Below are 15,376 nucleotides of genomic sequence, written 5' to 3' on the forward strand. Positions count from 1 at the left end.
ATAGATAAATATCTTTTCATTAATCAACTGGAGTTACATGGACACCATCAATGCCGAAACGGAGGCTGATGATGCATCCCTCCTCGTAAGACATCAAGACCACGGGATTGGTGAAATCGGCGACTGGCTTGCTCAATATTGGTAAAAGTGATTTTGAAGTGATTGCCCCCTCTGTGAGGGATCAAAATATCAGCAAGAAAGAAGTGATCAGCCTCGCCTATCAAGGCGTAGATATTTTCAAGTAGACCACGAAAAAGGGACTAGAAGTCAACATTCAGGCAAAAAAAGCCCACTATGCCTTTTCAACCAGGCATTCCAGATAGATATGCGAACTTCCGCTTAGGGGTCGAAGCCTAGCCGTCGCGCTCCATCGACCTAGAGCCTGCTCGGAATGAACGTAAGCAGTTAACTGTGTCTGGGTACCCGCGAATAGACTCCTCGCCAACAGCCCACCAAGGCTTTTTACCACGGCAGCAGCCATCACCCGAAAATAATCGATACTTGCCTGCACAAGTTGTTTTTCTCCGGCCATCCCGACAAACATTCTCGCTTCGAGGCCGGCTGCGCTAAAATTGGCCTTTGCATAATCAAAATAGGCAAGGCTCCACGATGAATCCGACTATTCTGTTGTTAATCTGTTTTACGCTATTTTCTAAACTTGGCATCAGCGCCGAAACACCCACTATTCGGCTGGGCGTCATGACTTCCGGCACACTGGCCTGGGAATTGGCGGCGATGAAAAACGAGGGGTTATTGGAAAACGCCGGCTTTACGCTCGAAACCGTCGCCCTCACCAATCAACAAGCCGGCAAAGTGGCCTTGCAGGCCGGCAGCGTCGATATGATCGTTTCCGACTGGATTTGGACATCCAGCATGCGCGCGGCGGGCAACGACTACACTTTTCATCCTTATGCCGACACCTCGGGCGGACTGCTGGTGCCGGCCAATAGCCCCATTAAAACCCTGGCCGATCTGAAGGGTAAGAAACTGGGTGTCGCCGGCGGAGAGTTGGACAAAAACTGGCTGTTACTACAGGCACTGAGCCAGCAACAAGGTATTGACCTGAACAGTTCACTGGAAAAAGTTTACGGCGCTCCGCCGCTGTTGAATCAGCAACTGGCCAGCCAACGCATCGACGCGCTGTTAACCTACTGGCAATTTGCCGCCCGCCTGGAAGCGCAAGGTTACCGGCAATTGCTGAGCGGCGAGGACATTGTCCGCCAACTGGGCATCACCGAATCGGTGCCGAGTCTGGGTTATGTGTTCAAGCAAAGCTGGGGCGATCACTATAAACCGGCTCTACAGCAATTTCTGAAAACCGCGCAAGCCGCCAGGGACAAACTGTGCAACTCGGATCAATCCTGGCAAAAAATCGCCAATCTCACCGAAACCGACGATGCAGGCACCCAGCAGCAATTAAGAACCCGCTACTGCCAGGGCCGCGTCGAGCGCTGGGGCGAAGCAGAGCAAAAGGCCGCCGAAAAAATTTACCAAATGCTGCACCAACTGGGCGACAACAAACTCACCGGCAAAATTGAGCAATTGCAACCGGGCACTTTCTGGCCCTCAAATTGATGCGATCGACCGGATTTTATCGGAGCCACCTGCCGGCGGTTTTATCGATAGCGCTGTTGCTGGCGATCTGGCAAATATTGGCGTTTGCCTTACAAAGCCCGACCTTGCCGGCTCCGGCGCGGGTCGCCGTCGTGTTATGGCAAGCCACGCTTTCGGGCGAACTGCCCTATCATTTGGGCGTGACCCTGTTGCGCCTGTTGGGTAGTTTCAGCGTGGCCATGCTGCTGGGCTGCGCGATAGGCATCGTGCTGGGTAAAAACAAAACCCTGAATGCTTTTTTTGACAACTGGCTGGTGATTTTCCTGAACATCCCCGCCCTGGTCACCATCATCCTGTGTTATGTCTGGTTTGGCCTGGTGGAATCGGCGGCGATACTGGCGGTGGTAATCAATAAGCTGCCCAATGTAATCGTCACCATCCGCGAGGGCGCGCGGACATTGGACCGAGACTTGCTGGAAATGGCGCAAAGCTACCGTTTCAGCCGGCGTAAAACCTTTCTGCATGTGATCTGGCCGCAATTGCATCCGTTTGTGATGGCGGCCACCCGCTCCGGCTTGGCGCTGATCTGGAAAATCATTCTGGTGGTGGAATTACTGGGCCGTAGCAACGGCATGGGTTATCAACTGCACATCTTTTTTCAGTTGTTCGATGTCGCCAGTTTGCTGGCCTATAGCTTTGCCTTCGTGGCGGTGATTCAGCTGATTGAAGTTATGCTGTTAAAACCTCTGGACAGAAAAACCCTAAGGTGGCGGCGATGAGCGACATTCGCATCCGCATAGCCAACAAAACCTATGTCTTGGAGCACGATACCGCCCAGCGCCATCATGCGATTGCCGGACTCGATTTTACCGTGCACCCCAATCAGTTTGTCTGCCTGGTCGGCCCCTCCGGCTGCGGCAAAACCACGTTGTTGAACATGATCGCCGGCCTGGACCGGCATTACGATGGCCAGATCAACATGGGCCGCCCCGACAAAGTTCCTGCTATCGGCTACGTTTTTCAAAATCCTCGACTTTTGCCCTGGCATACCGTCAGACAAAACATCGAACTGGTTTTCGAGGATCAGCCGCCTGCCGCGTTGATAGACAGCCTGCTGGACAGCATGCAATTGCTGGATGCTCAGCATCAATATCCGGAGCGGCTGTCGCTGGGTATGCAACGCCGGGTAGCCATCATCCGCGCCTTTGCCATCAATCCCGACATATTATTGATGGACGAGCCTTTTGTGTCGCTGGATGCGCCAACCGCCCGTCAGGTTAGGAGCCTTTTATATTCGCTATGGCAACAGCGGCCTCATACTGTGTTGTTTGTCACCCACGATTTACGCGAAGCCATCGCCTTGGCCGATAGGCTGATTTTTCTGTCGCCATCGCCGATGCGGATAGTCAGCGACATCAATGTAGCGATTGCCCGCGAGCAACGCCACGACGAAAGCCGCATCGACGCTTTTCGCGAACAATTGCTGCAACACCACCCGGAAATCAGCGGACTGTTGTAAGGTGAAAATCGTCGTAAAAACCCGCGAATACGAGGAGACTATCAAGAAATCCCGCTTCATCGGTATTATCAGTCCCTGCGCATCTGAACGCGAAGCTTTGCTGCTGCTGAAAAAACTGCATGACCAGCATCCCAACGCCAACCATATCGTCCATGCCTACCGGATTCAGTCGCCGGACGGTTTAATCCGCCGCTTTCACGATGCCGGCGAACCGAGCGGCACCGCCGGCAAACCGGTCTTTCAGCATCTGGAAGGCAAACAATTGATTAACCTGGTTGTGGCGGTAATCCGCTATTTTGGCGGCATCAAGTTGGGCGCGGGCGGACTGACACGAGCCTATGGCAATATTGCCAAACAGGTGATCGAGTGCGCGGAAATCATCGATTACATCGAAATGGCCGATGTGCGGTTAACCTTGGACTACAGCCAGCTTCAAATGCTGGACTATCAACTCAAAAAACTGGACGGTGAAGTTCTGCAACAGGATTTCGCCGAACAGGTTCACACCGTGATCAAAATCCCCAAACAAAATCTCGAAGCCTTGCGGCTTATCTTCCAATAATCCGGCAGCCTACTAAAGAACTGTGACAGATTCATGACTCATTGTTCTTTATTTTGAAACAAAGCATGCACAATTAACCTTATTGTAAATAAAAAAATAAGCGTTATAGTTAAGCCGTCTTCATTGAATTGACTGAAATCAGTCTAGGAGCTTCAAATGAACAAATCCAGCAACCTATATAGAGACATTGTTACCGGCATTTTTTTTACAACCGGCGTGTTCGGTTTTATGTCCGGTGAGTTCATTCTTTCCACTATGTTGTTCGGCGCGGCCACTATCTCGAGCAATCTCGATTTTACCGGCTCGTTTAAAGCTTAAGTTTTTTGTCGCACTTCCCTCGTTGTTAAGTAACAGTCAATCAAGCGCTGTTAACTACTCTGCCCCGCAGTTAGAAGCGGGGCTTTTTTTGTTTTGCTCATAGCCGCTTCAAACACTCTCTTACATACAAGCTTTTAAAGCCCTGAATTCAGTCATTATCTCGCCGGGCTGAATCTGGTTGACAGCGTTTTTCCGCTCTAAAACCCTGGTAAATTCGGCATAAGGCCGCCAATAGACCTGATGCCCCATGCCGGAAAGCACAATTACCCCCAATCCCAGCGCACCGGCTATATGCGCGCTACCACCCTCGGCGCTGATCACCCATTCGCACTGGGAAACTTCCCGAATGAACTCTTCGACATTTTGAGTCGAACACCATTGGGCACCGTATTGTTCCAATTCCCGATAAACGCTGCTTGCATTTTCGGTAAACAGTATGACTTTGTTAACCTCGTTGTTGCTCAACAATTCGGTTACGACTTGGGCATACTGATTTATCGCATATCGGCTTTCCATTCTCTTAACGTCGGGACAAATCGCCAACCAATTATCCTGTTTGAGGCTATTGCCGACCATCCGCGTATACGGCAATGGATCCGGCAACGCCAAGCCGGCATTGCGCGCGATATGCGCCATATCGTCGACATGATGCTTGCCATCCATCACGAGTTCATGCACGCCTTTATCGAAGGCCAGGTCATACAACGTGCCTTTTTTGGACAACATCCCGACGTTATATTTGCCTTTTACCCAAAAAACCAATTGCGCTAAAACCGAGGAATAGCCGCCAAGCCCAATAACCAGATCAAACGACTCGCCACGCAAACTCAGCAACAACGGGTGCATGAATAAACTGAGTTTCCCGAGCAGCCATTTTTCGTCAATCCGATGAACTTTATCCACATACGGGCTATGCTGAAATATCACTGCATTGTATTGACTAGCCAGAACATGTATTTCGATTCGGGGCTGGCATTGTTTGATACCTTCAATAACCGGCAACAGATTAACCGCATCGCCCAGACGATTCCGCCTTATCAATAATATTTTATTGACAGGCGCGGGATACTCTCTAGTCCTTACTATTTTTGCCAAACATTTATAGATAACAAATGAAATCGCCCGTTCAAAATCCAACCAAGGCTGCTTGATAATATCAACCGGCTTTTTTATTCGACATCTATACATGCTGAAGATATTCACCTTTGATATATTCCTAATCTGTTAACAATCCGAATCCTATTGACTCTACAGCACAAAACTTAAAGTATTTTTCCGCCCCGGCATCAGTTATATTCCATGCTTTTCTAATGCACCAATTGCATTTAACAAACTACGAGCGCGATTTGAATAAGTGTGATCACTAATTACTCGATTATAGGCGGCTTCAGCAACTACTCTAGCTTGATCAAAATGAGATAGGTAATGTCTAATTTTGCTAACACACTCATCCATATCACCAAAGTCGATCCATTGTGTATTCAGATCAAAATCTAATGCCGCATGTTGGCGACGGTCAGATAATAGAAAACCTCCACACGAAGGAATACCATAGCATCGTTCGGGCAAACCCCAGCTTATTTCACCATTATTATCGGCGGCAGCGGAATAATTAAGATTTATCCGGCTATGCTGAATTATTTCGACTTGATCTTTGACTTTCATATTTTCACTTTCAAATATAGCAATATTAACCCCAAAAACATGCAACTTAGCTTTTAATTGATTTAAAAAATCTAGCCTTTTTCTATGTTCAGGATATCGGTCTGCATTGATATTACCTATGAACGACACATCATATATGTAGCCACCGGAATATCTTAAAGATTCTAAAGTACGTCCATATAGATGATATTTTTCTATCCAAGCAGCATTTGGCAGATATAAAGACTGAGCAAAGCGATTCGATTCCTGGATGGAATGGGATGCATAAATATCCAATAGCTTCAGTTTTGACATTAACCAAAGCTTATGCCGTTTAACGCCTTTATGCCAAGGAGCATCCCTATCTATCCCAATTAAAATAGTTCCCGATTTACGTGAATAGCGATTCATTTGCCATAGGCGTTTTATGTGACGCGCACTATCACAAAAATCCACCAGACATGCGTCAAAGCCTTCTAATCCAAACTGTTCCCAATTGTAATCCCTGACAATTTCACAACCCTCAACAAACAATGCTTGTTCAAGAGCGACGAATGGCTTACGAAAGTCAATAAATATTCGCATTGATCACATTCCAAAGACACATTTATTTAACAGATAAGCTAACTAAGTATAATCTCGCAAACCACTACGACCTTGCATAAGATCAATGACACTTTTATAAACCAAATCAACCGAAATTTGATCCATGCATATATTTTGCTGACATTCCCTGGTTGTCCGGTTGCAACGCCTTACCCAGAAAACCGGTCGTTTGAACAATAGATTTTGATCCCTGCAAGGAATGTTGTCTACAATGATCGCCTTATAAAAACGATGATTGTTAAAGAACGAACCCTTGCCAAACAAAACATCCGAACCCTGCCCAAATAATACGATGACCGGCGTATCGGTTATCTTTGCCAAATGCGCAACACCGGTATCCGGGCATATCACCAATATTGCATGCTCGATCAAATCCCATAATTGGGGCAAACTTAAATTGGAATAGGCTGTAAATTTGTGCAGTGGATCGATTTGTTCAATGATTGCTTTCTCCTTATAACTGGCGGTCCAAACCACTTGATAACCCAAAGCATCGAGTTTGTTAGCCAAATCGAACCATTTTTCGCTTTGCCAATACTTAAGCGGGGTGGAAGCGCCCACATGCAAAATGACATAATTCTCGGGCCTTGGATAGGCTTCAAAAGAAGGTGCCGGCCAATCTTTCTTATTATATAAAACAACTGATTTTTGCTTATCGGGCTGCTTGGAAGCGGAATTAATCAACTGTAAGTTCATATCCTCCCAATTGATAGCTTCCTTGGGCAAAGGCACAAACTCATCCACAAACAAGTTTTTCAAACCGCTACCCGGCACATCTTCAAATGCCACAATCCATTTTGATTTGAGACTATAAGCCAACATCGAAAAGCGGTTATCGCCGGGAATAAAAGCTATATCGACCTGTTTGATAACCTTTTTTAGATTATCAAAAGAGTTTGGAATTCGTGGATCATAGCCGATTGCCCTAACATTATAGGGCGACTTTTCATACAACCCGGCAAACTGTTCCGAAACCAAAAAATACATGACGGAATCGGGATATAGATTGCGCAAATTCGCCAACATGACCGTCAGCATTAGGGTATCGCCCAGCAATAAATGATGGGCAATCAGAAAATAGCGGGGTTGTCTGGGCCGACAACGCTTTTTAAAAATGTTAATCAAAAAGTTATATAGCGCATGAACAAAAACCAACACCCTGAAATAGAATCGTCCATTTTTTTTATTATTCATTTTTACCACTAACTTTTTGAACTCAAGAACAACATAAAATAGGGTTCCGTTAAATTATTCCATCGTTTGAAATTGCATATTATGCAACTTCGCGTAAGCCCCGTTAAGCGCCAACAGCTCTTGATGCGAACCACTCTCGATAATTTGGCCTTTATCCATCACTAAAATCACATCGGCGTTTTCTATCGTGGACAGGCGATGAGCTACCACCAACGTGGTGCGGCCTTTCATGACCCGACTCAATGCGGCCTGAATATAGCGCTCCGACTCGGTATCCAGCGCCGATGTCGCCTCGTCCAGAATCAAAATCGGCGCATCTTTCAACAAAGCGCGCGCCAAAGCCAAGCGCTGGCGCTGCCCGCCGGATAGTTTGACGCCATTTTCGCCGATTTGAGTATCCAAGCCTTGCGACATTTTGCCGATAAACTCCATCGCATAGGCATCGGTTGCCGCCTGCTCGATTTGGTGACGTTCGGCATCTTGCAAGGCACCGTAGGCAATATTGTTCGCAACCGTGGTATTGAACAGGGTGACATGCTGAGTGACCAACGCGATCTGCTGCCTCAAACAATCCATTTTATAATGTTTCAATTCGATGCCATCGATCAAAATCTCGCCGTCAACGTAATCGTAAAACCGGGGCAATAAATTGATCAGCGTGGTTTTCCCACCACCGGAGGCGCCCACCAAAGCCACGGTTTTTCCAGGCTCGATAGTCAGATTAATATTATTCAAGGCTGGGGTATCGCTACCCGGATAGGTAAAACGAAGGTTCTTGAATTCAATCCGCCCCTGGCAACGCTGAACCTGATGCGTTCCCTGATCAACTTCCACCGGTTGATCCAATACTTCAAATAACGATTCGGCGGCGGCTATGCCGCGCAATATCTCGGCGTTGGCATCGCTAAGCTGCCGAATGGGTTTCGGCAGCATGAAGGCGGCGGTCAAATAAGCCACGAATTCGCCGGCACCGGCATCCTTCATCAAAATTAGAGCCAGATACATCATGCCGGCCAGTGCCAGCGAAATGATCAACTGCATCGTCGGGTTATTGATCGACACAGTCATGATTAGTTTTCGATACTGTTTACGGTTCTCCAGGCTGCAGTCCCTAAAGCGCTGGCGCTCGTAAGCCTCGCCGCCAAAGCCCTTGACGATGCGGTTACCCATCACCATTTCCGAGGTGATATGAGTCAGATCACCCACCGTGTCCTGCATGTTGCGGCTCAAGCGCTTCATGCGCCCGCCCACATATTTGACCATCAAGGCCACTACCGGCGCTATCGCCAGAAACACCAGGGATAACTGCCAGTTGGTATAAGTCAGATAGATCAACAAACCGGCCGCGGTAAATCCTTCCCGGACAAACGAACGCACCGAATCGGTGGTGGCGCGAGTCACTTCGCCGATATTATTGGTGATGCGGGAAATCATGTAACCACTGTTGTTGGCATCGAAATATTGCACCGATAGCCGCGTGTAGTGATTGAAAATCTCACAGCGCAATTTATGAATCACATTACCCGAGATCCGGGCCAGATAATAATTGCCTAAAAACGAGCCGACGCCCCTGACCACGAAGAGTCCTACAAACAGCAAGGGCAAATAAGCAATGTCCTTTTTATCCTGACTATTCAAGGTATCGATAATATGTTGAATAATCATCGCGAATATTGGCTGAGTGCCGGCATATATCGCATAGCCGATACTGCTGATAATGAACATGCGCCAATAAGGCAGCACGTAGCGCATTAAGCGTTTATATACGGCCGTATTCGACATGCCCGAATGTGTCACTTTATTCAATAGTTCACCTTTTTTAAAATTGTACTGTCCGACTCCGGTTCGCAGCCCCGGTAACCCCCGGCCAAGCCTTGCATTCCGCTATCGGTGGCAAGATACTGTTCAATCCGCTAGAATCAGCGAGAATCGGATTATTCTTGGTGCTTGCCTAAATTATTCCAAGAAACTAACCAACATTTTTTGCCAGCCGGAGTCATCTTGCCCGGCAAGCCCAACATCCATGCCCAATCAAAATCCCAAACTTAGCGTCATTATCATAACCCTAAACGAGGCGGAAAATATCCGCGCCTGTCTGGAATCGGTTAGTTGGGCCGATGAAATTATCGTGGTCGACGCCGGCAGTAGCGATGAAACAGTAAAAATTTGCCGGGAGTTGGGAGCAAAAGTGCTGATTAATTCGGACTGGCAAGGCTTCGGTTTTCAAAAAAACCTGGCCCTAAAACAAGCTACGGGCGATTGGGTGTTGTCGCTGGATGCCGATGAACGCATCAGCCCGACTCTGAGACAGTTGATCCAAAATATCCTGGTTGCACCCAGCGCCGACGGTTACCTATTACCGCGTCTGGCCTTTTTCCTCGGGACGGCCATGCACCATGGCGGTTGGTGGCCCGATTATGTGCTGAGACTATTTCGGCGCGAGCTTGGCGAATTTAGCCCGGTGCTGGTACACGAAACCGTGTTGCTTCAAGGAAAAGTCGAAAAACTGCAAGAACCGATTATTCATTACAGTTATGTCAGCCTCGAGCAATTACTCGAAAAAATTAACGCCTATTCATCCGCCGGCGCCAGCCAAGCGCACGGCAAACAAAAGCGAGGAGGCCTGGCCAAGGCCCTGGCCAGAGGCGGCTGGGCCTTCTTTAGGGCCTATTGTTTACGCGCCGGTTTTCTGGATGGCTCCGCCGGCTTAATAGCCGCGATCAGCAAGGGTGAAGAAACCTATTACCGTTATCTCAAATTAAGTTTCCTAGCCAAATAATGCAAAGCTATCTGAAGGATAAAGTCGACTTTTCCCAAGTACAACGGGTACTGGTGATTAAGTTGCAACATCTGGGCGATGTACTACTGACCTCTCCGGTATTTTCGACCCTGAAACGGCAATATCCGCATCTGGAAATCGACGCCTTAGTCTATGCTGATACCGCCTGCATGCTGGAAGGCAACCCGCATATCTCAAAAATCCTGACTATCGATAGAGCTTGGAAAGAACAGACGCTGCAAAAAGTTATCCAGGAATTCCGCCTATATCGTCGCTTAAAACAACGGAATTATCAGTTGCTTATCGGCTTGACCGACCGCATGCGCGCGGCCTGGTTGGCACGTCTGCTTGGCCCTACCTATAGCGTGGCGCAAAAATATCCGCACAAACGCGGTGAGTTTTGGCGCAACAGTTTTTCGCATGTTTACAGCCAACCGCAAACCCCGCGTCATACGGTGGAAACTCATCTGGATGCCTTGCGCCGTATCGGTCTCTACCCGCTAGCTGAAAACAAACCATTGCTGATGCCGATTAACACCGTCGCGGTGAACAAAATCAGCAGCCTCCTCGAATCGGAGAACCTGCAAGCCGGCCACTACATCGTTATTCATCCCGCTTCGCGCTGGATGTTTAAAAGCTGGAATACCCGCGGTTTTGCCAAAGTGTTGCAGGCATTGACCTCGCGCAACATTGCCACGGTCATGGTTTCCGGCCCCGATGCCGCCGAATGTAATTATGTGCAAACCATCCTTCGACATCAACCAAATACTGCAATCGACTTATCGGGACAATTAAGCTTGCCGGAGCTTGCTGCGTTGATTGCCAAGGCCCGCTGTTTCATCGGCCTGGACTCGGTAGCGATGCATATCGCCGCCGCCGTTGATACGCCCTGTGTCGCCTTGTTTGGCCCCAGTAGCGAGCAATCCTGGCACCCCTGGCACGTACATCATCGTATCCTGACCAGCCCCTTCAGTTGCCGGCCTTGCGGCCTCGACGGCTGCGGTAACGGCAAAATCAGCGATTGCTTACAAGCGATTCAGGCTGATGCTGTGATCCAGGCGACTCTGTCGTTGATAGGGGAACCCAGGGCTTGAAGATCGCCATCATCCGCCAGCGCTACAACCCTTATGGCGGAGCCGAACGCTTCGTCAGTCGCGCACTATCGGCTCTGAGCCAGCGGCGTGGTGTCACCTTGCATTTAATCGCCCGAAAATGGGAGCCCATCGAAGGCATACAATTTCATGCCTGCAACCCGTTTTATCTGGGCCGTCTGACACGGGACTTGGGATTCGCCGTTTTTGCCTGTAAAACCGCCGAAAAGCTGGATGTGGATTTAATCCAAAGCCATGAACGGCTGTGCTGCTGCGATATTTACCGAGCCGGCGACGGTGTCCATCGTGAATGGCTGAAACAGCGTTCGCGCCAGATGAATAGCCTTATGGGCTTTCTGCTGCAAGCCAATCCGTATCATCTGTATCTAAAGCTGGCCGAACGAAAAATGCTCGAAGGTGGTAGATTGCGAGCCGTGATATGTAATTCGGACATGGTCAAGAACGAAATGCTGGGCTATTTCCGGATTGCGGAACATAAAATCCACGTCATTCCCAACGGCATCGATACTCAAGCATTTCATCCGGGTTTAAAACAGGAGCGAGACCAACTACGCCAACAATGGCGGATTCCGGCCGATGCACCGGTTTATCTGTTCGTCGGTTCCGGCTACCAGCGCAAGGGACTGAAACAAACGTTGCAAGCCTTCGCTTTGCAGCAACAAGGTTACCTGCTGGTTGTCGGCCACGACAAACACGAACAGCGCTATCGGACTCTCGCTAAGCAGTTGAATATAGGCGAGCGGGTTTTATTTTTCGGCTCTCAACAAGACGTAAAGCCGTTTTATGGGCTGTCGGACGTGTTTGTGCTTCCCACGCTTTACGATCCTTTTTCGAACGCGGTATTGGAAGCCATGGCTAGCGGATTACCCGTCATCACCAGTCTAAAATCCGGCGCGGCCGAGATTTTGACCAACGGCGTGAACGGCTTTGTTTGCGATGCGCTGGATATTCAACAGCTGGCTGATTCGATGCAAAAACTCAGCGATCGCCAACTGGCTCACGACATGGGCCTCCTAGCCAGAGCCAGGGCCGAAAGCCACGACTGGAGCATTATCGGCGACGCGCTGACCCATTTATATCAATCATTAGGCGTATAAATAATGAAAATAGTGCATACCGAAGCTTCAATGGGCTTTGGCGGACAGGAAATGCGGATTCTAACCGAAGCCTTGGGACTCAAAAATCGTGGGCATCAGCTGACCTTGCTGTGTCCCCGCCATGCTGAAATCTACAGCATCGCCCAAACACGCGGCCTTGATGTGGTTGCCCTGCCGATAGGCAAAAAACGCCTAGCCGGACTGTGGGCAATCTATCGCTGGTTGAGCGCCAATCGTCCGGACGTGGTCAACACCCATAGCTCCACCGACAGCTGGCTAACGGCTCTGGCGGCAAAACTGATGCCTAATCCACCCGCCATTGTCCGCAGCCGGCACATTTCCGCGCCCATTGGTGACAATGCATTCAGCCGCTGGCTGTATACCAAGGCCAGCCGGCATATCGTCACCACCGGCGAAAAACTGCGCCGCACCTTAATCGATACTAACGGCTTTCCGGCCGAGCAAGTCAGCTCGATCCGCACCGGCATCGATCTACAACGCTTCAAACCCGGCGACAAACAGCAGGCGCGGCTTCAACTGAATTTACCTAGCGATAAAACGATCATCGGCATTGTCGCTACTTTGCGCAGCTGGAAAGGCCATCGCTATCTGCTGGAAGCCTTTGCAGCATTACCGGAACGGGAAAATTTACACTTATTGATTGTCGGCGATGGCCCGCAATGGGATGCCCTGCATGAACTAGTCAAACAATTGAATCTGGTGAATAACGTCAGTTTTGCCGGGCGCCAAAACAATATTCAAACTTGGCTGCAAGCGCTGGACATCTTTTGTCTGCCTTCCTATGCCAACGAAGGCGTCCCTCAAGCGTTAATGCAGGCTCAGGCCTGCGGTATTCCCGCCGTGACCACCTTGGTCGGCAGTATCGATGAAGCGGTTTTAGCGGGTGAAAGTGCGCTGATCGTCAGTCCAGAAAACACCGCTGAGTTGCAACAAGCCCTGGCCGCTTTAATCAATAACCCGGATAAACGCCGGCAAATGGGCGCCAAGGCGGCTGAATTCGCGGCGGAAAACTTCTCCGATAGCGCGATGCTGGATGCGATGGAACGGGTTTTTATGAATGCCTGCGCCCAATCCCGATAGCGCTATTGCGTTGATCCAGACCAGCCCACCACAACCCAATCAATAACAGCGTTAATAGTCCGTGCTCGGTATGCAGCGTGGTGTTGAGCAGACCGTTGACCAACACGACTTGAATGGCTCCGAAAGCAGCCAGCCAACTGCACCAATAGCTATTCGAGTCAGCTAACCTGGGGCGATTTTTGTACAACAAAAACCCAATTCGCCCCAATACCAGCAAGGTGATGCTGAAGCCAAACACCCCCTGCTCCGCCAACGTGGATAGATAAAAGTTATGCACATGCGCACAGGCTAAATATTGCCCTTCCACGAAGGCTTTACCTTCGGCACTCAGCCATTCTGATTGCAATTCCACAGTCGCTTGGCCAAAGTTTTTGATCCCTAGACCGAAAACGGGGAACTGACGCCAAGCCAGCAGACTACTGTTCCAAATTGCCTGCCTCTCCCCCAGATAAGGGCCTTGTGATGTTTGTTGAACATGCTTCTGCACCACTTGGGCATCTTCAAAATACAATCCAGCCACAGTTGTGAAAATACTTAACAGTAAAACCAACAACGGCCATTTACTCCGTTTCAACCATGTCAGCCCAAATGACATCGCAATAACGGCAATAGTGAAAATAGTGGCTCGGCTATTGGAAAGCACTACACTGGCCGCAGTGATCAGCAGACAGAAGATCACAAAGGCTTTCGAGGAAATTGAATCGGTTTTTTTTAATGTCAGACTCATCGCCAATGCCAACGCAAAGTTCAGTCCCAGATAAATGGCCGAATGGTTAACATGACCGACCGAGTTTAACTCCAACGCTGACTGTTGCTTGGTAACAAACAGTTGCCAAAGCCCCGCAGCCGTGGCTAACAAAGTGGATAATATAATAACCATGGAAACGGTTTGCCTGAGCCTTTCACTCAGTGAAATATTTTTTAAAACCAACAGAAACAATGACAGCTTTAAAATCCCAGTAGCCCCATCCCATTCCTTATGCTGAATACCGGCAAACCAAGCCACCACAAAACCGCTCAACATCCAAAACACTAACAATGTATCGTCGTGTTGCCAGCGATGACTTTCTCTATTTTTCCATATTGAATAGATGCCCAATAGATAAAATAAACATAAAAAGACCGTTTTCGGCGTTTCAAATACGGGTAGAACCAGAATAAACGCCAAAAGGCTCAACACAGGCGCTGCCTGCCATTTTTCGAAAACCGGCTTGAATACTTGCATTAATTTTTAAATATAAATAGATAGGGGCGTTTATCGCCCATGTAATCGAACCAACAAAACCGCCTCATCACGAGTTAAACCGCAACTTTTCACCAACTCTTCGACATTGGCACCTCGACGTATTTTTTCTATGGCCAGTTGGTAGCCTTGATCGTGGTGATCGTGATCCTGATCTTGCTCTTCGTCATGCTGAACGGCCTCTTCATAGCGGGCTTGCGATGATGATTGAGGCTGGAAGCTGATGCTATCGAGTAAGTTACTTAGCCGCGACTCGTTGGCGGCTAAGCGCTTGTCTACGGCAACGGCCGCCGAACACAAGCCGGCAATGTCATCGTTGCCACGCTGAAGTTGCGAGGCCAGAGTTCGCACATCCCGTATAAGCTTTTTTTGTTCGCGCCAAAGCCGAATCAAGCCGATAGCCAACAATGTAGACGCCAACGCTAAAACACCCGCAATACCTGGCAATAAAAGATCATTCATCACACAATTTCATCAATATGCCGAGCGGGCTGATCATTTCGAGTCGGCTGTTTGCCTGCCGACGTATCATCCTTGGATTGTTGTTTACTCTTGTCACTGTTCCGCTCTTTCTCGCGCTCGACTTTATGCACCACCGGCAGTGGCGGACTAGGCGGTATCGGCATGATTTCCGACATAGCTCAGCA

At 48.9% G+C, this 15,376-nt stretch carries 16 protein-coding genes; 9 read left to right on the plus strand and 7 right to left on the minus strand.

What is annotated here, in order from left to right:
* The first annotated feature begins 609 nt into the window (after nt 1-609).
* The 5 genes from IVG45_RS14725 to IVG45_RS14745 all read left to right on the plus strand — a co-directional run bounded on the left by IVG45_RS14725 (nt 610) and on the right by IVG45_RS14745 (nt 3,953).
* Nucleotides 610-1,575, plus strand: coding sequence for an ABC transporter substrate-binding protein (locus IVG45_RS14725; RefSeq protein WP_196434562.1), 966 nt, complete (start codon nt 610-612; stop codon nt 1,573-1,575).
* Nucleotides 1,575-2,333, plus strand: a complete 759-nt coding sequence (locus IVG45_RS14730) for an ABC transporter permease (protein ID WP_196434563.1) — start codon at nt 1,575-1,577, stop codon at nt 2,331-2,333. Before IVG45_RS14725 ends, IVG45_RS14730 begins: the two co-directional genes overlap by 1 nt.
* On the plus strand, nt 2,330-3,073 hold the full coding sequence (locus IVG45_RS14735) for an ABC transporter ATP-binding protein (protein ID WP_196434564.1): 744 nt from the start codon (nt 2,330-2,332) through the stop codon (nt 3,071-3,073). The genes IVG45_RS14730 and IVG45_RS14735 overlap by 4 nt, the downstream gene beginning before the upstream one ends.
* 1 nt (nt 3,074) lies before the next feature.
* Entirely contained in the window at nt 3,075-3,635 is a 561-nt protein-coding gene (locus tag IVG45_RS14740; RefSeq protein ID WP_196434565.1) for a YigZ family protein, read from the plus strand.
* 156 nt (nt 3,636-3,791) lie between these two features.
* Nucleotides 3,792-3,953 (plus strand): hypothetical protein, encoded by a 162-nt coding sequence (locus IVG45_RS14745; protein WP_196434566.1) that lies wholly within the window; start codon nt 3,792-3,794, stop codon nt 3,951-3,953.
* A gap of 120 nt (nt 3,954-4,073) precedes the next feature.
* Here the strand turns inward: IVG45_RS14745 and IVG45_RS14750 are convergent, their stop codons facing one another.
* The 4 genes from IVG45_RS14750 to msbA all read right to left on the minus strand — a co-directional run bounded on the left by IVG45_RS14750 (nt 4,074) and on the right by msbA (nt 9,179).
* Nucleotides 4,074-4,994: a glycosyltransferase family 9 protein gene (locus IVG45_RS14750; RefSeq protein WP_196434567.1), complete on the minus strand. Its 921-nt coding sequence runs from the start codon at nt 4,992-4,994 to the stop codon at nt 4,074-4,076.
* A gap of 249 nt (nt 4,995-5,243) precedes the next feature.
* Nucleotides 5,244-6,182, minus strand: coding sequence for a glycosyltransferase family protein (locus IVG45_RS14755; protein ID WP_196434568.1), 939 nt, complete (start codon nt 6,180-6,182; stop codon nt 5,244-5,246).
* 42 nt (nt 6,183-6,224) lie between these two features.
* Nucleotides 6,225-7,397, minus strand: coding sequence for a glycosyltransferase family 9 protein (locus IVG45_RS14760; RefSeq protein WP_196434569.1), 1,173 nt, complete (start codon nt 7,395-7,397; stop codon nt 6,225-6,227).
* 54 nt (nt 7,398-7,451) lie between these two features.
* Nucleotides 7,452-9,179 (minus strand): lipid A export permease/ATP-binding protein MsbA, encoded by a 1,728-nt coding sequence (msbA, locus tag IVG45_RS14765; protein ID WP_196438044.1) that lies wholly within the window; start codon nt 9,177-9,179, stop codon nt 7,452-7,454.
* Between the two features lie 241 nt (nt 9,180-9,420).
* On the opposite strand from msbA, the gene IVG45_RS14770 reads away from it, so the two are divergent.
* Genes IVG45_RS14770 through IVG45_RS14785 form a run of 4 tightly spaced genes read left to right on the plus strand, consistent with a single transcriptional unit; the run spans nt 9,421 to nt 13,486 of the window.
* Nucleotides 9,421-10,176, plus strand: coding sequence for a glycosyltransferase family 2 protein (locus IVG45_RS14770; protein ID WP_196434570.1), 756 nt, complete (start codon nt 9,421-9,423; stop codon nt 10,174-10,176).
* Nucleotides 10,176-11,270, plus strand: a complete 1,095-nt coding sequence (rfaQ, locus tag IVG45_RS14775; protein ID WP_196434571.1) for a putative lipopolysaccharide heptosyltransferase III — start codon at nt 10,176-10,178, stop codon at nt 11,268-11,270. Before IVG45_RS14770 ends, rfaQ begins: the two co-directional genes overlap by 1 nt.
* The gene (locus IVG45_RS14780) at nt 11,267-12,385 is read left to right on the plus strand and encodes a glycosyltransferase family 4 protein (RefSeq protein WP_196434572.1); all 1,119 of its coding nucleotides are present in this window, start codon (nt 11,267-11,269) and stop codon (nt 12,383-12,385) included. The genes rfaQ and IVG45_RS14780 overlap by 4 nt, the downstream gene beginning before the upstream one ends.
* A 3-nt stretch (nt 12,386-12,388) precedes the next feature.
* Nucleotides 12,389-13,486, plus strand: coding sequence for a glycosyltransferase (locus IVG45_RS14785; protein ID WP_196434573.1), 1,098 nt, complete (start codon nt 12,389-12,391; stop codon nt 13,484-13,486).
* On the opposite strand, the gene IVG45_RS14790 is transcribed toward IVG45_RS14785, so the two are convergent.
* Genes IVG45_RS14790 through IVG45_RS14800 form a run of 3 tightly spaced genes read right to left on the minus strand, consistent with a single transcriptional unit; the run spans nt 13,458 to nt 15,367 of the window.
* Nucleotides 13,458-14,711 carry an O-antigen ligase family protein gene (locus IVG45_RS14790; protein ID WP_196434574.1) on the minus strand — a complete coding sequence of 418 codons (1,254 nt, stop codon included), beginning with the start codon at nt 14,709-14,711 and terminating at the stop codon, nt 13,458-13,460. The two genes, IVG45_RS14785 and IVG45_RS14790, sit on opposite strands and share 29 nt — an antisense overlap.
* 30 nt (nt 14,712-14,741) lie before the next feature.
* Nucleotides 14,742-15,191 carry a DUF2802 domain-containing protein gene (locus IVG45_RS14795; RefSeq protein WP_196434575.1) on the minus strand — a complete coding sequence of 150 codons (450 nt, stop codon included), beginning with the start codon at nt 15,189-15,191 and terminating at the stop codon, nt 14,742-14,744.
* Nucleotides 15,191-15,367, minus strand: coding sequence for a hypothetical protein (locus IVG45_RS14800; RefSeq protein ID WP_196434576.1), 177 nt, complete (start codon nt 15,365-15,367; stop codon nt 15,191-15,193). The genes IVG45_RS14795 and IVG45_RS14800 overlap by 1 nt, the downstream gene beginning before the upstream one ends.
* Nucleotides 15,368-15,376 lie beyond the last annotated feature (9 nt).

This window comes from Methylomonas sp. LL1, assembly GCF_015711015.1.
In the GTDB taxonomy this organism is placed as follows: Bacteria; Pseudomonadota; Gammaproteobacteria; order Methylococcales; family Methylomonadaceae; genus Methylomonas.